The following is an 18294-nucleotide window of genomic DNA, read 5'->3' as shown; positions in this document are numbered from 1 at the left end:
CCCCGTCCATCTCTTGAGTGACACTCGTCAGGCGAATGGAGCCATGTCAGCCGTCAAGGGGGCACGAATGGGCTAATTGCGGGATTCCATTCATTCTATTTGCGTTATCCCTGGCTATCGTTGCCACGCGTTGCCGGTGCACATGCCCCGGTAATGCCCCACCGGCAAACATGGAGTGACGACGTGATGGAACGTCCGAAGTACCTGGTCACCGGAGGAGCCGGCTTCATCGGCTCTCATCTCGTCGATGCACTGCTGGCACGTGGTGAGCCGGTCGTTGCACTCGATGACCTCAGCACCGGGCGCCTGGAGAACCTGGCAAGTGCGCGCGGGCAGGATAACTTCCAATTCGTCCACGGATCGGTGCTGGATGCGGCGCTCGTCGACGAGTTGGTGCGTGACTGTGATTGCGCAGTGCACCTGGCGGCGGCCGTAGGCGTGAAACTCATCGTCGAACAGCCGCTGAATTCCTTCACCATCAACACCAAAGGCACCGAAACGGTCATCGGGTCTGCTCACCGCCATGGCCGCAGAGTAATCCTCGCCAGCACATCGGAGATCTACGGCAAGAACTCCTCCGGACCGCTGAACGAGACCTCCGACCGCGTCCTCGGAAGTCCCTCTGTCCCACGGTGGTCCTACAGCACCGCAAAGGCGGTCGACGAGATCCTCGCCGAGCTGTACCGCCGGGAGTACGGACTGCGTTCCACCATCGTGCGGTTCTTCAACACTGTCGGTCCTCGGCAGAGCCCCGCCTACGGCATGGTCATCCCCAGATTCGCCCGTCAGTCAGTCCGAGGAGAGCCCCTCACCGTCTATGGCACCGGGCAGCAGAGCCGCTGTTTCCTCCATGTCGCAGATGTGGTCGAAGCGCTCTTGTCACTGATCGACCTTCCGGATGCCGTAGGTGAGACCTTCAACATCGGAAGCGACGAGGAGATCAGCATTCTGGATCTGGCGGAGCGGATCATCGCCTGCGCCGAGAGCACTTCGTCCGTGCGCCGACTCTCCTACGGTGAGGCTTACGGACCGGGGTTCGAAGACATGGAGCGTCGCGTCCCCGACACCACGAAACTGAGGGCCTTCACCGGCTGGCAGCCGAGGCGCAACCTGGACGACGTGCTGGCGGACGCCGTCGCCGATGCCCGGAGTGAGGTGAGGCAGCAGGCGGTCGAGCTTGTCGCTGATGGTCCGGCCGACGGGGAAACCGGCAATTCCACCGGACAGACCGTGCTGGCGGGTCCATGTCCGGTCTGAGTCCGTGGTTGGTTTCGGCAGTCGCAGGGCTGGGGGCTCTCTTCATCGCTGCCCTGCTGACCGAGCCACTGCGGCGCCTGGCACTGCGGCGCGGATACACCGACCAGCCGAACGCACGCAGAGTCCATGTCCGCCCCACGCCTTATCTCGGCGGCATCGCGGTCGCGTTTGCCACCCTGGGCTCCGCGAGTGTGGCAACACTCGCCGCGAAGGAGTACGACGCCACGGTTGGCGTCGTACTCACCTGCGCTGCGCTGATCGCCGTTCTTGGGCTCACCGACGACCTGCGTCCGCTCAGCATCCGTTTTCGTCTCTGTATCGAGGCGGCGGCGGCCCTGGTGGTGGTTCTGTGGTGCGGCCATCCCGTGCTCTTCGGTACATGGCTCGACGTGGTACTCGCCGTCGCGTGGATCCTCTTCACCACCAACGCGTTCAACTTGCTGGACAACATGGACGGGGTGGTGTCCACGGTGACCGCGGTCACCGCGGGATTCCTCTGCTGCGCCGCTCTCTCCGTCGGGCTGGTCGGCACCGCCTCGGTCATGGCTGCCCTGGCAGGGGCCTGTGCAGGCTTCCTCTTCCACAACTGGCATCCGGCGCGGATCTTTCTCGGTGACGCGGGCTCACTTTTCGTGGGCTTTCTGGTGTCGTCAGCCACTGTGGTTCTGCACAGGGACAACGCCGCCCTTTCCGGGTACACCAGTCTGTTCCTCATCACCTTGGTCGTCACGGCGGACACCGTCCTGGTCATGGTCGCGCGACGCAGGGAGGGCAGACCTGTGCTGCAGGGCGGCAGGGATCACATCGCCCACCGACTCCGGCGCCTCGGGCTGACTGTCCGCCAGGTGGCCGTTGTCATCGGAGGCTTCGCGGCCATGACGTGCCTGACAGCGGTGCTCGTCATGTTCAAGATCGTCCCGCAGAACGCCGTTCTGATCACGGTTGTCACGGTGACCGTCGTGGCCTGGGGCCTGCTGCTGAGAGTCCCTGTGTACGCCGTAAGCAGGGACGGACAGAGTTGAGGGGAGCCACGGCGACGCGCCGTGGCTCCCCTCAACTCTGTCGTCAGCCCACTTCCACCGTGAGCGACTTGGCCGGTGGCAGCTCCGCGTACTCGGGCAGGGTACGGAACCAGCGCACCGTCTCGGCCAGTCCACGCGCAAGCGGCACTTGGGCGACGTCGGGGAAGAGCCCGCGCAGCAGACCGTCCGCGGCCTGGGAGTGGCGGACGTCTCCCGCCCTCGCCGCCTCGTGCTGGATGTCGGCCGGAGCTCCGACGACTTCCGCGAGCTGCTGGGCGAGGTCGATGAGAGGCACTCGCGTACCAAAGGCCAGGTTCACCGGACCGGGGTACGTGACCTTGCGCAGGACCGCATCGGCCAGCACCCTGACGACGGTTCCGACATAGGTGAAGTCCCGCGTCTGTAGTCCGTCGCCGAAGATCCTCATGGGCGTGCCGCGCAGCAGAGCGTCGATGAAGGCAGGGATCACGGCGGCATAGGCGTGGCCGGCCGACTGCAACGGCCCGTAGACGTTGAAGAACCGGAACGCCAGAACCCGCAGGTCGAACGAGGCGCCGTAGGCAAGGACGTAGGACTCGGTGGCGAGTTTGCTCGCGGCGTAGGGGCTCAGGGGCTGGGTCGGCAGGTCCTCGTGTTTCGGCAGTACGGGAACGGCACCGTAGACCGAGGAGGACGAGGCGGCCACCACCGAGACGCTTCTGCGTCGGCATGCCTCGAGGACGTACACCGTCCCGGTCGCGTTGACGCTATGACTGGCGACCGGGTCCGCCAGAGAGCGCGGCACAGACGGGCGCGCTGCGAGGTGGACGACAGCGTCCACTTTGGCAACGACGCTTTCAAGGAGGTCGGGGTCGAGAATGCTGCCCTCGATCAGCTCCGCGTCAACTCCCTCCAGGTTGGCCGCAGAACCTGTGCTCAGGTCGTCGAGAGCGATGACCTTGCCCACATTCGGACGCGACGCAAGCTCTTGGCAAAGGTTGGCGCCGATGAAGCCGGCGCCTCCGGTAACAAGGACGTTCAACAGTGCTCACCTTTCGAACGGGATGCGGTCCACCATCCGCGGGCGACGGCGATGGAGGTGTAGAGAGCCTGCGTGTCGGCCACCAGACGTTCCTCGCCGAAGCGCTGGGTGGTGAACGTGCGCGCTCGTTCTCCCATAGCCCGGCGCAGTTCCCCGTCGCGCAGAAGAGTCACGGTGTGGCGAGCGAGTTCACCGGACGACGGTCCTGCCAGGAGCCCCGTCGCTCTGTCCTGTACGACCTCCGCGACGCTGCCGACGTCGGTGGCCACCGCCGGCAGCCCCGCCAGGCCGGCCTCGATCAGACTGACGGGCATACCTTCGTTGTCCGAGGTCAGCAACACCAGGTCGGCCGCCGCGTATACGGTCTCCACGTCTGCACGCCAGCCCAGCAGGTGGAGCGAGTCGCCGAGATCGGTGACCGCATCGGGATCCGGTTGGAAATCGCCCGATCCACACACCACGAAATGCGCTGCGGGCACGGTGCGGCGCACTTCGCGGGCCACGGCGAGAAAGCGGTCGGGTCGCTTGATTCCGGTAATTCGTCCCACATAGGCAACCACGGGACAGCCCTGCGGGAGTCCGAGCAGTTGCCGGGCTTCGGCAGGCTCTGGTGCGATTGCAAGTCTGGTGCCGGGCGGCACGACCGTGTATTGGTCGGTCTTTCCGATGCCGGCGGCGACGAGGTCGTCCCGCACTCGACTGCCCACGGCAACCAAGCGATCGGAGAGGGCTGCAAGCCTGCGTTCGGTCTGCACCACGACGCGAGTCTTCGCCGGGGAGAAATAGCCATGCAGGAGATGGCCGTGAAAAGTGTGCACCCTTGAGGGGACACGCGCCAGCACGGCAGCCGCCCGCCCCAGTGCGCCCGCTTTCGCTGTGTGCGTGTGGACGATATGGGGCCGGAACCGGCGTATGGCTGCCGCCAGTTCGAGCAGGCAGCGCACATCATCCGTGGGCCGCACAGCCCGTCCCAGCCCCTCGATCCGGCGGACGGGCAGATCGGGTGCCCGTTGATCGAGATAATCCGCCTCACCCGGGCCCACCAGTCCGGCGATCAGGTGATGGTCGAATCGCTCGGGATCCAGCCCGCGCATGAGGGCCGAGACCTGAACAGCCGGACCACCGATATTCATTCGCGTGATGACTCTCATCACGCGCAGACGTGGGATGCCGAAACCCGTGGTTCGGTACGTGGCGGTCGACATGTGCGAGATATTAAGCCGAACACGCTCCGGTATCCGTCAAGGGCGCGAAGTATGTGTCCGCTGCTTTGGACAACCCTCTCGGAAATATTTCGAGGGCCGTGGAAGGATCGCCGAGAGCCCGGTATTCGGTCGATTCTTGCCTCCACCACCGCAGCGTCGACGCTCTTCCCGGCCGACGTCTGATATACCGCGTCAGTACGCACGTTTGCCGGAATCCGCGGTACATGCGCTCCCAGGAGGAAGGAGACCATGAGGTGATCGACTGCTCCAGCGAGGTAGAGCAAGGCAAGCGCTTCGCCTTCGGCCGCAACTGGCAGAAGTTCAGCAGGCTGGTCGACGAGGACCGTATCGCTGCCGCTCGAGAGTCCCTCGTGGCGGCCTTGGGAACCGGCGACCTCGCCGGGCGCACGTTCTTGGACATCGGCTGCGGCAGCGGCCTGTTCTCGCTGGCCGCACTCCAACTCGGTGCGAAGGTGCACTCCTTCGACTACGACCCCGACGCGGTGGAGACCACCAGGCAGCTGCGTGAACGGTACGCGTCCGACAGTGACTGGCGGGTGGAGCACGGTTCGGTGCTGGATTCCTCCGTGATCTCCCGCCTCGGACAGTTCGACATCGTCTACTCCTGGGGAGTGCTGCACCACACCGGCGCCCTGTGGGAAGCGTTGGACACCGCCTGCCGACTGGTCGCCCCCGGCGGGTTGTTGTATGTGTCCATCTACAACGATCAGGGCCTGAGCAGCCGCGCGTGGAGGCATGTCAAGCGCACCTACAACTCCTCCGGCCCAGTCACGCGGCGCTTGCTGGTCGCCGGGAGTGGGATGTACCTGAACGCTCCCCGACGAGCGGTCACCCTGCTGAAGTCGGCCATGACGGGGCGACATCCCGTCGGCGGCCAGGCTCGACGTGCTCGCGGTATGTCCGCCCGATACGACCTCATCGACTGGGTCGGAGGTTATCCCTTCGAAGTCGCCGCTCCGGAAGAGGTGTTCCGTGTGGGCCGGCGCCATGGGCTGGAACTGCGCCATCTCAAGACCTGCGGAGGGGGCCTGGGCTGCAATGAGTACGTCTTCGCCTCGATCGCCGATCAGGACACCGCGCAGACGTCACCTGCGGCTCGGAGCGCGGCGGCGGTGGGGACCGGCGTTACGAGCTGAGGTGACCGCGCTCGATCCGTGCTGCCGGGCCGGGCCGGCGCCGCCGACGTCAGCAGACGGGCGGCGGCCGGCCTCGCCGGGTGTACCGCCGCAGTGGTGCTCCGGCCCGGCTGTTCCTCGCGCTCACCTGACGGATCTGCGCTCCAGCAGTTTCCCGTACAGGCTGATGTGCCGCTCCACCATTGTGTCCGCACTCAAGTGCTCAAGTGCCCACTCCCGGGCGGCCTTCCCCAGTTGTGCGGCGGCGGCGCGGTCGGTAAGCATCCATTGCAGGCCCTGCGCCAGAGCTTCGGTGTCTGCTGGGGGTACCAGCACACCTCGGTCGCGCAGCAACTCCGGCGTTCCGCCCACCGCGGTGGCAACCACGGGCCGACCAACCGCCATGGCCTCCATGACCGCGTTGCTCAGGCCCTCCTCCAGGGAGGGCAGCACGACGACGTCCGCCCGAGCGAGAAAAGCGGGTACATCAGTGCGATGGCCCAAAAAGCGTACGTCGATGGCCAACCGCTCGGCCTGTTGCTGCAGAGGGTGTCGCTGGGGGCCCTCCCCGATCAGCACGAGGGTGCAGCGCTGCCCCCGCTGCTTCATCCGGGCGACGGCGTCGAGCAGGTACTGGTGACCCTTGTAGGTCCGCAGGTTGGCCACGCACAGCACCACCGGCAGATCCGTGGACAGGTCGGCGGGAGCGGCCGTCCGGAAATCCTGCTCCTCCATTCCGTTGTGGATGACGGCGATCTTGTCCTGCGGCAGCCCTTCCTGGCGCCGGGCTTGCTCGGCGACGGCATGTGCATTGGCCACAATGAAGTCGGTCATGCCCGTCGCGCCCCGCTCCACGGCCAGCAGCCCACGGCGTCCCTCCTTGAACGTGCCCAGGCTGCGCCGCCCGGCCACGCACACCGGAACACGTGCCAGGCGGGCCGCGGGAGGTGCCGCGATGTAGCAGTCGAACAAAAAGGCATGGAAGACCTGCGGCCGGGTGCGGCGCAGATGCGTCACGAGCTGAGTGAACGCCCTCACTCCGACTGCGCCGTCCTTAGCTGCGGCTACAGGATGGACCCATGGCCGGTTGATTCCCCGGTATCCCAGGCTGACCGGCGTCACCCCGGAACCGGACAGCTCTGCCTCACGTGGTCCTCCTTCGTACAGCAGGAGCAACGTGGTCTCGATGCCTCGAGCCGCCAGGCCACGCGCCAGCATCACTACCTGCTTCTCGGCACCGCCCAGCCCCAGTTGACCAATCATCAGACTCACTCGGGACAGATTGACATCGCGGGTGGCATTCCCGGGGATCGGTACGGCCATGCTGTCGTGGCATCCAGTCACTGATGTCAGCTCCGTCCAGCCAGCAGTTCAGGCACGGCACAGCGTGCCTCTTCTTGCTGTCCAGGCTCTCAGCACCTTTTGTGTCGATATCAACCGCGACGCGCGGTCGTCCGGGTGAATGGTCACAGCGGTGACCGTCCGGCTGGCAGGTGGCGGCTATCCGGCGTCAGAGACGCCGCGGCGCGCTTGCCGGGAACGCAGTGACGCGCGGAGGTGAGCAGCGCGAGCAGATCTGCGGCGGAGGGGACAAGTTTCCGGGCCTGGATGCCCGTCATCCTGGCGAACAGTCGTGTCTGAAAGGCGGCCAGCAGTACGTACGCCAGCGAGGAGGCAAGCGCACAACCGGCAGCGCCCCACACGGGAATCAGCAGCACGTTCAGTGCGATGTTGACAGCCAGGGCGATCACTGACGGCAGGACGACCAGCCGTGCGCGGCGCAACCGCAGCAAGTAGGCGCTCGGCAGTCGGCTCGCCCCCAGAGCCATCACGCCGGGAGCGAGCAGCATCACGAGGGGCACCGCATCGGTGTACGCCGCGCCGTACACGGCGGAAACCAGCACCGGGGCGGCCAGCGTGAGGGCCAGCGCCGAGGCCAGTGCCAGGAGGATCGTGTAACGGGTGATTCGTACGGTGACGTCGGCGGATTCGGTGTCGCTTGCGTTGAACTGGCGTTTGAGCATCACCTGGGAGACGACATCCGCCAGCATGCGGCTGTACCCGGCCAGGCCGACCGCCAGCGAGTAGATGCCCACCTCCCGCGCGCCGGCGAACGCACTGAGCATGTAGATGTCGGCGTTCAGTAGAAGGAACACCGAGGCGGGACCAAGGTGGTAACGGGCGCCAGTCGCCACCGTGGTGCGCGCCAGCTTCAGGTCCCGGCGGCGCCCCGAGGCCGCCCCCACGGCGGTGAACACCAGCAGCGGGACACTCCCGGCGGCGACCCAGACGATCAGCGCCGCCACGACGCTCAACCGCTCACTTGCCGACAGTGCGGCCACAGCGGCGCATTGGGCGAGCGCACCGGCCAGCATCGACCAGTTCGCCACACGCACTCGCCCCCGCAACAGCGCGATGTTGCCGGTGTAGTTCGACGCGATGCCGAGCGGAACGCTCAGGCAGGCGACCATCACCAGGTACTGCCCCGGCAGGTCCAGAGTTTCGGGGCCGATCACGGCCACCAGGGCTGTTGCGGCCAGACCGCTGAGAGTTCCGAGCATGAGGGCGAGCGGCACACTGTTGCCGGCGAGCGCCTCCCGGCACTCGACGTCCGTCCACAACGCGCTCTGCGCCTGTTCCCCGGACAGGTGTCCCAGCATGGTGGCGGTCGTGGCGACCGTGACCGCCATGTAGTAGATCCCGCGGCCCTCCGGCTCCAGCGACCGGGCGATGACAGCGCTGGTGAACACGGACAGCACCACGCACGCGGCCCGGCTGCCCAGCATGCCGAGCACTTGCCGCGCGGTGTCAGCCACAGGGCCCCTGGGCGGGTTGGGCGGCGGCGGTAGCGGTGTCCCCCCACCCCTGCTCGGCGCATGTGCGGTGCCAGAGCTCGAACTGCAGCAGTGCCCACAGCCGACTGGAGCGATCGCGCCCCTCGACATGGTCCTGCAGCAGGCGTCGCACGACCTCAGGCCGGAACAGGCCGCGAGCGCGGGCGGTGTGGTCAGTCAGCAGATCGTAGGCCAGAGGCCGCAACTCGCAGCGCAGCCAGTCCGCCAGTGGCACCGCGAAGCCGGCCTTGGGCCGGTTGAGCACCTCGGGTGGCAGCCACGGAGTCATCGCGCTCTTCAACAGTGCCTTGGTCACCTGTCCGTCGACCTTCCACCGGCCGGGCAGTCCAGCCGCCCACTCCAACAGATGGTGGTCCAGGAACGGAGAGCGGGCCTCGAGTGAGTGAGCCATCGTGGTGATGTCCACCTTCACGAGCAGGTCGCCCGGCAAATAGGTGTTGACGTCGACGTCCATCAACCGATTGACGTCCTCGTCGGCACGGGAGGTGTCAAACACCTCCGTGATCAGCTCATAGCTGTCGACGTGGGCCACCTGCTCGTGCATCGCCCCGGTGTACAGAGCATGCTTGCCCTCCCGGGTGAAGTAGGACATTAGGCTGGCGTAGCGGTGCTGTGGTGTTTCAGCCAGCAGTTGCAATCCCCGTCCGAACCTGCGCAGCCCGAGCGGGGTATTGCCCTCAGCCAGTGCCGAACCGAGTCGGTTCAGCACGCCGTTCAGCCGGTACGGGGTCCGGATCCGCCCCGCACTATTCATGTACGCATAACGCCGGTAGCCTCCGAAGCACTCGTCCCCACCGTCGCCGTTGAGCACCACCGTCACGTGCCGACGGCTCAGTTCGGCCACGAAGAAGGAGGGGAGGGCCGAGGAGTCGGCGAACGGTTCGTCGAAGTGCCGGGTCACCGTGGGCAGAACGTCCAGCGCGGACGAACCGGCCACCACGAACTCATGATGGTCGGTTCCATAGCGGCGGGCCACGGACGCCGCGTAGGGCCGCTCGTCGTAGCGCTGGTCGTCGAATCCGATGCAGAACGTCTTCACTGGCCGATCGCTGAGCCGGGCCATGGCGGCCACCACCGTGGAGGAGTCGATGCCGCCGGACAGAAATGCCCCCAGCGGACGCTCGCTGACCATCCGGACCCGCGTTGCATCCAGCAGCAACTCCCTTGCCTGTTCTGCCGCCTCCTGCTTGCAGCCCACCGGTCGGGGCGTGAAATCCAGCCTCCAGTAGCGCCGCAGGCTCACCTCCCCGTCCTGCCAGACCAGCAGGTGGCCGGGAGGCAGCTTGCTGACTCCGCGGTAGATCGACCATGGAGCCGGCACGTATTGGTAGGTCAGGTAGTGATGCAGAGCCACCGGGTCCACCTCACGGGACACCGCTGGGTCGGCCATCAGAGCCTTCAGCTCCGACGCGAACGCCAGTGAGGTCCCGGACTGCCGGTAATACAGCGGCTTCTTGCCCACCCGGTCCCGTGCGAGCAGCAGCCGGTGCCGTGCCATGTCCCAGATCGCGAAGGCGAACATGCCGCGCAACTGCGCGACCAGGTCCTCGCCGTGTTCCTCGTACAGGTGGACGAGTACCTCGGTGTCGCCGTCGGTGGCGAATCGGTGCCCGCGCGCGACCAGTTGCTCGCGCAGCTCCATGAAGTTGTAGATCTCTCCGTTGAAGACTGCCGCGACGGTGCGGTCCTCGTTGTAGACGGGCTGGCCTCCGCCGGCCACATCGATGATGGCGAGTCGCCGCATCCCCAGCGCCGCGTGGGCGTCGGTGTGGTAGCCCTCTCCGTCGGGCCCGCGATGGGTGATGCGGCGGCACATCACGCGCACCTGTTCGGGATCGGGAGGGCTGGTGGACACGATTCCAGCTACACCGCACATAAACGCTCCCCATGTGTTGCACCGTCGGATGACCGTCCGCCGACATCGCCGGCTCCCACTCGCCGGTGCACTGCGTCGCGGGCTGACCGCAAAGCCCTGAGATACATACCACACATATGCGGGCATTTAGCCCGGCCTGCCTGCGCAACGCCCGCCCCCTGCCCTTCGGGAAACATCGCGGTGTGCTCTGAACCGGTGACCTCTTCTGGCGAGCACCGTCGGCATGGTGGTCAGGCCCGGATGGCGGGTTGGTCCTGCGGGCCCAGTCATACACACGCGGGCCGTGAGCCCCGGCCCGCACGAGCAGCGCTTGCACTTCTGCCGCGGCGGTTCTGCGATCAACTCATCGAAGCGGTGGTCGATGCCGACACGGGTGACCACGGTGTCGTTGCGGCGGGTCGCCATGACGTGGGCAGCGTTCGCGGTCCGCAAGGCACGGTGCAGGCCCCACTGGCTCGCGTCAGCCACAGCCGCCGTACTCATCCTGGAGGAGCACCGCTGAAAATGCTTTTGGTGGATCTCATGAGTCGGCTGCATGCCTAACTCGTCGCATAATATGCGGCAGGAAACACGACACGCGAGTCCTTGCCCGCCCAAAGCGAACGATCAGTTAGCTTGTCCTGCATGCACAGGAGATTGGCCGACGGCCTCGCGGAGAAGAACCGAGACGGTTGCTGGTTCGAAACGCTTCAGTGTCCGAACTGCCGTGCGCGGCTTCACGGAGAGGCCACACTGACCTGCGAACGGTGTGGACGGACCTATCCGGTGCGTGACGGGATCCCGCGGTTCGTTCCCGAGGACAACTACGGGAAATCGTTCGGGTATCAATGGAATGTGCATCGGCTTACCCAGCTTGACTCGTATGTGGGGCTCCCCGTATCCAGAGATCGTCTACTGCGGGAGAGCGGCTGGACCGCTGATGAACTTCAGGGCCGCGAAGTTCTTGAGTGCGGAAGCGGCGCCGGACGCTTCACCGAGGTGCTCTGCCAGACCGGGGCTGCCGTAACCTCCTTCGACATCTCCAACGCGGTGGAGGCCAACGCCACTTCCAATGGCCGATTCGCCAACCTGCGGCTGCTTCAGGCCAGCATTTACGACCTCCCCCTGGTGGATGAGTCGTTCGACTACCTCGTCTGCCTCGGGGTCATCCAGCACACGCCTGACGTCGAGCGGGCCTTTAAGACGATCTTCCGTTACCTGCGTCCCGGTGGAAAGTTCTGCATCGACGTATACGCGGCGATCGTCGCCTATCCGCATCTACGGCAACTGCTGCGGCCCGTCACCAAGCGAATTCCTCCATGCAAACTCTATAGCGTTGTCCAATCCATCACGCCACGACTACTGCCAGTTTCCATGCGCCTCAGCACAGTCCCACGGGTGGGCGACTATCTGACCCGGCTGGTTCCCGTGGCCAATCACCGCCACCTCGGGTTGACCGACACCGAAACCTTGCGGACCTGGTCGATCCTGGACACCTTCGACTGGCTCTCGCCTCAATTCGAGTGGCCCCAGCCGCGGCGCCGACTCGAGCGCTGGTGCAGGGACCTTCGCCTGAGCGAATTCGAGATCGAACGAATTCGCGGGCTCTATGTCGTCCGTGGAACGAAGTAGAATGCCGGACAGGACATCAGCCTTGCGTTCCATCGACAGCGGCCCCTGACCGCGCTATCGGACGCTGGACACGCCGGCCTTCCAGCGCTGTCTCCGTGCCGCCGGGCCCTGTGGAATTCTGATTGAGGGCGAGCGCGGTCAACTGCGCGACAAAGCCGGAGATTTCACAGACCTTCGGTCGCACTTCTCGCCGTTCGAGTTCATCTAGCGCTATCTCATATCGCGACACAGAACGTCAGCCGGGCCCAGGAACTTCTCACTCCTGTAATCTCATGGCCCATGGTCCACTCGCATTACCGGGGCTTTCGTACTCGGGTCGTTTCTTACATGTGAGTGGGCCGCAGACCACGGGGCCGGTATGCGCCAAGCGCACAGATCGAAAGAGGCCGGTTGACCATGCGCGCATCGACCGTGCTCAGGACACCAGCCGGCACTCATCCCTCCAAGTCTGAAAGCCCGCGGCGCAGTTCGCTCTGGGGCGCTCTCGCGGTATTCGCGGCAGCGGCGGTTCTCCACGTCGGTGTTGTCCTGGTCGTTCACTCGCAGACCAACGGTGACGCGCTCTTTCCGGATGCCCAAGGCTATAAATCGGCCAGCGACATGATTGCCGTGGCCTGGCGCAACGGGAGCCCCTTGGAAACGCGCAGTCTCTCAGGGCTGGTCGGTTCTGCGGTGTGGGGCTACCCGGCGATCATGGCGCTGTGCAGGCTTCTGACCGGTGGTGGGTGGCTCTCCGCCAAGACGGTACTGGCTCTTTTCGCGGCCACCGGCGCGGTCGCCGCGTACGGACTGGCTCTCACGTCCGGACGGGGGCGTAAGCGCGCCGCCGCCGTTGGACTGATGGTGGGCGCGAGTCCGTCCCTCTTGCTGTGGGATGCCTGGGGCCTGAAGGACGGGCTGATCACCAGCCTCGTCCTGTGGTCCTTGCTCGTACAGACGCGTGCCCGCTTCTCGATTGCCTGTGTCAGCACGCTGCTGAGCATCCACGCATGTCTGTACCTGAGACCTGCGGCAGCGCTCTTTCTCGGGGTTGCTCTGCTGGCCCGGGTGAGATTCCGCCGCGGGTACCTGGCGGGTTCCCTGATCGTCGTAGGGGCCGCCGCCCTCTTCATTCTTCCTCGCCTGATGACGCTCTTCGGTCTTGTGGACAGTCTGGAGGTCCGCGGCGGGACCCGTCTCGGCTTCACCGGGGGATACGGCTCAGAGAACCTGCTGAATCATCCTCAGTACCTGGTGACCTTGCTGCTCGGGCCGTTCCCCTGGGAGTTCGGGCCGGAGACCGCTGTCCCGGAACGTTGGCTCTATCTGGGCACCATCATCTGGATCGCCTCCCTTTTCCTTGCTCCCACCGCGTTGCGCAGGGCATGGGCGGACACCTCGGGGGTCGGCCGTGCCGCCGTCCTGGGGATGTCCGCCTACGCCGCCGCATATATCGCGACCTTCGGCGGAGCCTTTTACCGGCAGCGTTCCCTGCTTGAATGCATGCTGATCATTCTCGTCGTGCTCTACTTCCCCCTCTCTCCGGCCAGGGCCATGATGCGAATCCAAGTGTGGCTCGCCGGCATCGCCGCCGTGGCCGTCGTACACAGCCCGCACCTCACTCCCACGATCTGGAGCAAGTGGCTGGCTGTGTGCGTCATAGGTCTGGTTGTTCCCCTGGCATTCGTGTACGGCCTCCGGCAGGGCGCGGCACGTCGATTTCGTGAACGCCGTACGTAGACACGCTCCCGAAAGGATTGCCCGGTGCTGGATTCTTCCCCGAATCCCTGCCCGCTCTGCGGTTCGACCTCTGCGGATACGCTTTCTCACATCTACCTCTCCGATGTATGGCGGGCATACGCGGAGCAGTGGGCCACGTCGTTTTCGGACGATGTCATCGCGCAGTACGGGAACGGACCGGTCGCTCTCCGCCGTTGCTGTCGTTGCGCGCTTGAATGGTTCGACCCCGCGCTTGAAGGCGATTCCGGCTTCTACTCCCAGCTCTTCACCGGCTTGATCAGGTACGAGAAGTGGCGATGGGAGTTCGATCGAGCCGCGCGAAGGATCGCGAACGGGGCGCGAGTGGTCGAAGTGGGCTCGGGCGAAGGAGCCTTCCTACGCTCCGTACTCCCACGGTGCAGTTCCGTCGAGGCGCTCGAGAAGAACCCTCACGCCGCGGACCTGCTGCGTACGGCCGGCATCAAGGTGAGTGAGGACGATGTCCGCGCCGACGCGCAGGTCCGTCCAGGCCGGGCGGACGTCGTCTGCGCTTTCCAGGTCCTCGAACATGTGGCGGACGTACGGGGCTTTCTCTCCGCGCTGGCGGCGATCGTGGTGCCGGGCGGTGAGATCCTCCTCTCCGTACCGAACCGTGAGCGGTTCCGCCAGGGTCCGGAACCGAACGACTGCCCACCGCACCACCTCTCCAGGTGGGGCCCCCGGCAGTTCAGCGCCGTGGCCGAGGTCCTCGGCATGGACCTTGTCCTGGTCGAGTACCAGCCGCCTTCCCTGTCCCAGGTCAGGGCAGCACGTCAACGATCCGTCCGGACAGCGCTGCGTCCCGTGACCGGTGCATGGGTGGCGCAGTTGGCGGGCCGCGCCACTGCCCGGGCGCGCATGCCGGAACGCCTCCATGCGCGCTTGGCCGCCGAAGGCCGCTTCCCTTCCCAGGGCGAGTACGGACACACCATGTTCGCGGTGCTCCGTCGTCGTGGGTGATGGCGTGATCCGCTGCTCAACCGTGCGTGAACCGTTCCGCGTGCTCGTCGTCTGCACCGGAAACGTGCATCGCTCGCCACTGGCAGAACGTCTGCTGACCTTCCGGCTGGCGTCGGCTGCAGGCAAGTTCCGGGTGTCGAGCGCGGGGACCGTCGCGGTGAACGGCACACCGATGGACCCGGTCGCCGCATCCCTGCTCACCGAGATGGGCGGGGAACCCACCGGAGCCGCCGCTCGAAGGCTCACCGCAGGCCTCGTGAGCGGCGCGGCACTGGTTCTGGGTGCCGCGACAGAGCACCGCGAGGCCGCGGTACGGCTCTGCCCGGTGCATGGGCTCGGACGCGCCTTCACGCTGCGGGAGTTCGCACGGCTGCTGCACGAGGACGACGCGGCGGGTCTGACCGACTCGGCAGAGAGGGCCGAGGCCCTGACCAAAGGGGCCGCCGCACGGAGAGGAGTGGGTGGAGGGGGATCGTGGGACGACGAACTGGCCGATCCGTACGGTGCGTCCGAGCAAGAGGCAAGGGAGTGCGCCGCCCGTATCACCGAAGCCGTGGAACGGATCGCGGCAGCAGTGCTGGGCTGACCGGCAGGGCCTTCGCTCAGGCTCCGGGGCAGCCGCCCGGGGACGGGTGCACCCTGGCCCGCAGCGGGCGCGGCAGTCGCTGGTGGAAGACGAAAGGTCCGTGGTCGGCCGGGGGCTCCAGCAGATGCAGCGTCAACGTCCGGCTGCTGCCCGCGGGCACTTCGACGTCGAACGTGTACACGGGATGGCCGCGCTCGACACCCGGTGTCAGGCGGGCGGGCCGCCCGTCGAGGGCAGCCTTGACCAGATGGGCCCCGCCGGTCGCGAAGTAGGAGACCAGCAGGCGATTGTCCCCCTGACGCGTCGGATAGGGCGGCTTGTCGAGACGATCGGTGACATAGGCGGGAAGTCCTGCGGACGGTGCACCGTTGGAGAAGACCGCCTTGACGGTGACCTCGCGGCCGTCGGCGGTGCAGCGGCCGGGGTACCAGTCCAGGGTGCGGTCGAGGTAGTAGTCGAGCTTGGTGCCGGCGGCGTTGTTGACCACCAGCCCGGCATAGGGCTCCGGACGCCGCGGCAAGGAGCCGCCCACCGGGTGTGATTCCAGCTCCTGCTGCTCCTTCGCGTGGGCGCTCCAGGCGGTCACCTGCCCGTTGCCCAGCAACACGTACAGACCGAGGAGCAGCGAGGGCCGCCGCTGGGGATCCTCGGCGGCGGTCAGCAACCGCCCGGCGGCGGCTCGGGCCACGTCCAGCAGATAGGCCTTGCGCTTGACCTGGTCCGTGTGCGTCACGTAGTTGGTTCGCTCGCTGAGATCCACCACGTTGTCCGCGGTGACGACCGTTCCGTCGGCTGTGAGCGCCGGGCCGGAGGCTGCGAGCAGCCGGGCCAGCGCGGCCGGATCCAGTGCGAGTACGCCGTCGACTCGCTCGCCGCTCTGGTAGAGCCAGGTGGCCGACCAGATACGCGCGGCGTAGGGGAAGTGCGGGCTCATGTTGGAGTTGGCCCAGGTGTTCACCGAATCGCCACGTCCGTACATGGCGGCGAATTCGGAACCGAGGTCCACCTCGGGGCGAGCGCCCACCATCTCGGCGTCGCTTCCGAAATGCGTCAGCTCCAGCGCCCCCCGGTCGGCCGTCAGTACGGCATGGGCACCGGGCATCCCACCGGTTCCACGCGACTCTGCGGGGTTCTGGAACACCAGGAGGTAACGCCGCGGACCGTCCGCCCCCAGCATCGGCGGCAGGAGCCGGGCGCCGGTGGCGGCGTCCTCCAAAGCGGGCGCCATCCGGTCCAGCCGGCTGAGGAGTTGGTCTCGGACCCGGTCCACGGCGGGCAGCCAGGTGCGGCGGGGCAACCTGTGGGCCTCCGTGCGAGCTGCGGCCACCTGGCGTGAGGCCTGCTCCAGAGCCGGGGCGGCCCTGCGCAGTTCGGACAGGTTCAGGTGCCCGCCACCGGCGCCTGCGTCGTCGGTGAGGTTGCCGACGGTGCGTACGACGGCAGGCAGCACCTCGCCGGTCAGCCGGTCGACGGCCTTGGCCGTACCACGGAAGGTCTCGAGGGGGCCTCCGAGGCGGGGCAGATGCGCGGCCACGTACCACGCAGGTCCGGTGGTGAGCCGATGTGCCCGGGCCGCGTGCGCCGCAGCGGAACGGGCCGCTGCTTCGGTGCGCGCCCCGCGGTCCGTGGTGTCCCCAGCCGTCGAGACCGGCGAGGGGGGCGCCGTCACCGTGTTCCGCAGCGTTTCCAGGTCGTGTCGGGCCGCGAGCAGCTCGCTACGGGCGTACAGGCCCGTTACGAGAACCCAGCCCGAACCGGCGAGGAGAAGGCCGGCCGCCGCCCACATCAACGGCCTGGTACGACGGTGGTTCCGTCGCACCAGGCCGTTGATGTGGGACAGAACGGTGCTGTCCGAGAGTTTGTGGATGGTCCACGGCATCGTTGGCCGCTCAGCCGCGTTCAGTGCGAGTGCGCCGGCGCCTGGCGATCACCAGTGACGCGCCGCCGAGAAGCACCAGACCACCTGCCGCGGTGAGCAGCGCCACCGGTGCATCTGAGGAACCGGTGTCCGCGAGCCCCGAGGAGCCATTGCCGTGACCGGATCCGTTGCCGTGGCCGGGGCGGCTGTGGTCGTCGTCGCCGTTACCGCTGCCGGGGCGGCCGTGGTCGTCGTCGCCGTCGCCGTCACCCGGGCGGCCGTGGTCGTCGTCGCCGTCACCCGGGCGGCCATGGTCGCCGTCGCCGTCGCCGGGCCGGCCGTGGTCGTCGTCGTCGTCGCCGTCGCCGGGCCGTCCGTTCCCGTCACAGTCCCCGGGCGGTGGGCTCGCGTCACCGGTCACGGTCACCCGCGCGGACACCGTAACTCCGGATGTACTGCCGACGAGCTGGAAGAGGTAGATGCCCGGTGGGACGCTCTCGGGGATGGTGACCGTTCCAGTCACAATGCCGTTGGCGTCGGCGGTGAAGGTGCCGAGCACAACGGTGTCCCCGTCTCCTCCGTCATCGCAGTCATCGCCCTTCGGTGTGGCCGCCGCAATGGGCTGGACGGACGAGGGCGATGTCCTCAGTGAACGTGCGGCCGCAGCCGCGGCTCCAGCGGCGGCGCCGGGGACGAGGCTGGCGACAACCTGCTCGGCCGGCTGGAAGCCAGTAGCGGTGAAGTTGATCGGATCACCGGGGGCCACGGTGGCGTCGTCGATCACAACACCGGGAGCCGGCGGGTACTGTGCGAACGCCGGCTCGGCGACCACCAGCGGAACAGCTGCAATCAGGCTTGCGGTGGCGATGGCCATGGCGACACGCCGTCTAGAACGTCTGGGCATCGGTTCGGGGCTCCTTCGGAAGGCGCTTTATGAGTGATCGTTCGTGGTGGGATGTTTCTGTTTCAGGCCGTGGCTCCGTGGCCGGCTATTGCCTGGTGGCAACTCCCGCCGGTCTTCGGCGCCTTTCGGCATGTGCTGCAGCGCTTCCTTACCGACTGAACCGCCGCGCCGGTGTGGCATGAGCCCCACCGCGTTGTCCTCGAGCAGCTCGGTGTGGACGACCACGTGGACTGGCCCCAGTGCGAAATCGACTCGGTCCGTGTTCG

Annotated in this window: 14 protein-coding genes and 1 pseudogene; 8 read left to right on the top strand and 7 right to left on the bottom strand. The window is 66.7% G+C overall.

Translation table 11 applies throughout. The features are described from left to right. Positions 1-186 precede the first annotated feature (186 nt). Positions 187-1257 (top strand): NAD(P)-dependent oxidoreductase, encoded by a 1071-nt coding sequence (locus QFZ67_RS18410; protein ID WP_307662179.1) that lies wholly within the window; start codon positions 187-189, stop codon positions 1255-1257. An 8-nt stretch (positions 1258-1265) separates the two neighbouring features. After that, a complete protein-coding gene (locus QFZ67_RS18405) occupies positions 1266-2279 on the top strand; it encodes an MraY family glycosyltransferase (RefSeq protein ID WP_307662178.1) in 1014 nt (337 codons plus the stop codon). 43 nt (positions 2280-2322) lie between these two features. Here the strand turns inward: QFZ67_RS18405 and QFZ67_RS18400 are convergent, their stop codons facing one another. Both QFZ67_RS18400 and QFZ67_RS18395 read right to left on the bottom strand, forming a co-directional pair. Further along, positions 2323-3300 (bottom strand): NAD-dependent epimerase/dehydratase family protein, encoded by a 978-nt coding sequence (locus QFZ67_RS18400; RefSeq protein ID WP_307662177.1) that lies wholly within the window; start codon positions 3298-3300, stop codon positions 2323-2325. After that, the gene (locus QFZ67_RS18395; protein ID WP_307662176.1) at positions 3297-4505 is read right to left on the bottom strand and encodes a glycosyltransferase; all 1209 of its coding nucleotides are present in this window, start codon (positions 4503-4505) and stop codon (positions 3297-3299) included. Before QFZ67_RS18395 ends, QFZ67_RS18400 begins: the two co-directional genes overlap by 4 nt. A 254-nt stretch (positions 4506-4759) precedes the next feature. Between QFZ67_RS18395 and QFZ67_RS18390 the strand changes: the two genes are divergently transcribed. Beyond that, the gene (locus tag QFZ67_RS18390; protein WP_307662175.1) at positions 4760-5662 is read left to right on the top strand and encodes a bifunctional 2-polyprenyl-6-hydroxyphenol methylase/3-demethylubiquinol 3-O-methyltransferase UbiG; all 903 of its coding nucleotides are present in this window, start codon (positions 4760-4762) and stop codon (positions 5660-5662) included. A 123-nt stretch (positions 5663-5785) separates the two neighbouring features. Here the strand turns inward: QFZ67_RS18390 and QFZ67_RS18385 are convergent, their stop codons facing one another. The 3 genes from QFZ67_RS18385 to asnB all read right to left on the bottom strand — a co-directional run bounded on the left by QFZ67_RS18385 (position 5786) and on the right by asnB (position 10372). Next, positions 5786-6964: a glycosyltransferase gene (locus QFZ67_RS18385; protein WP_307662174.1), complete on the bottom strand. Its 1179-nt coding sequence runs from the start codon at positions 6962-6964 to the stop codon at positions 5786-5788. 143 nt (positions 6965-7107) lie between these two features. Further along, positions 7108-8457, bottom strand: coding sequence for a lipopolysaccharide biosynthesis protein (locus QFZ67_RS18380; RefSeq protein ID WP_307662173.1), 1350 nt, complete (start codon positions 8455-8457; stop codon positions 7108-7110). Further along, positions 8450-10372, bottom strand: coding sequence for an asparagine synthase (glutamine-hydrolyzing) (gene asnB / locus QFZ67_RS18375; protein ID WP_307662172.1), 1923 nt, complete (start codon positions 10370-10372; stop codon positions 8450-8452). Before asnB ends, QFZ67_RS18380 begins: the two co-directional genes overlap by 8 nt. Positions 10373-10996: 624 nt before the next feature. On the opposite strand from asnB, the pseudogene QFZ67_RS39125 reads away from it, so the two are divergent. The 5 genes and pseudogenes from QFZ67_RS39125 to QFZ67_RS18350 all read left to right on the top strand — a co-directional run. Next, a pseudogene (locus QFZ67_RS39125) lies at positions 10997-11137 on the top strand (Trm112 family protein); the annotation flags it as partial. After that, a complete protein-coding gene (locus QFZ67_RS18365; protein WP_307662171.1) occupies positions 11138-11983 on the top strand; it encodes a bifunctional 2-polyprenyl-6-hydroxyphenol methylase/3-demethylubiquinol 3-O-methyltransferase UbiG in 846 nt (281 codons plus the stop codon). It abuts the pseudogene before it with no gap. 396 nt (positions 11984-12379) lie between these two features. Beyond that, positions 12380-13702 (top strand): hypothetical protein, encoded by a 1323-nt coding sequence (locus QFZ67_RS18360; RefSeq protein ID WP_307662170.1) that lies wholly within the window; start codon positions 12380-12382, stop codon positions 13700-13702. A 24-nt stretch (positions 13703-13726) separates the two neighbouring features. Beyond that, positions 13727-14680 (top strand): bifunctional 2-polyprenyl-6-hydroxyphenol methylase/3-demethylubiquinol 3-O-methyltransferase UbiG, encoded by a 954-nt coding sequence (locus QFZ67_RS18355; RefSeq protein ID WP_307662169.1) that lies wholly within the window; start codon positions 13727-13729, stop codon positions 14678-14680. A gap of 22 nt (positions 14681-14702) precedes the next feature. Continuing rightward, on the top strand, positions 14703-15266 hold the full coding sequence (locus QFZ67_RS18350) for a low molecular weight phosphatase family protein (protein WP_307662168.1): 564 nt from the start codon (positions 14703-14705) through the stop codon (positions 15264-15266). Between the two features lie 16 nt (positions 15267-15282). On the opposite strand, the gene QFZ67_RS18345 is transcribed toward QFZ67_RS18350, so the two are convergent. Continuing rightward, positions 15283-17145, bottom strand: a complete 1863-nt coding sequence (locus QFZ67_RS18345) for a DUF4012 domain-containing protein (protein ID WP_307662167.1) — start codon at positions 17143-17145, stop codon at positions 15283-15285. A gap of 10 nt (positions 17146-17155) precedes the next feature. After that, positions 17156-18028, bottom strand: a complete 873-nt coding sequence (locus tag QFZ67_RS18340; RefSeq protein ID WP_307662166.1) for an LPXTG cell wall anchor domain-containing protein — start codon at positions 18026-18028, stop codon at positions 17156-17158. Positions 18029-18294: the final 266 nt, after the last annotated feature.

This window comes from Streptomyces sp. V1I1 (assembly GCF_030817355.1).
GTDB lineage: Bacteria > Actinomycetota > Actinomycetes > Streptomycetales > Streptomycetaceae > Streptomyces.
The sequence above is the reverse complement of the archived record's forward strand: the minus strand, read 5'-3'. Positions and strand labels throughout refer to the sequence as shown.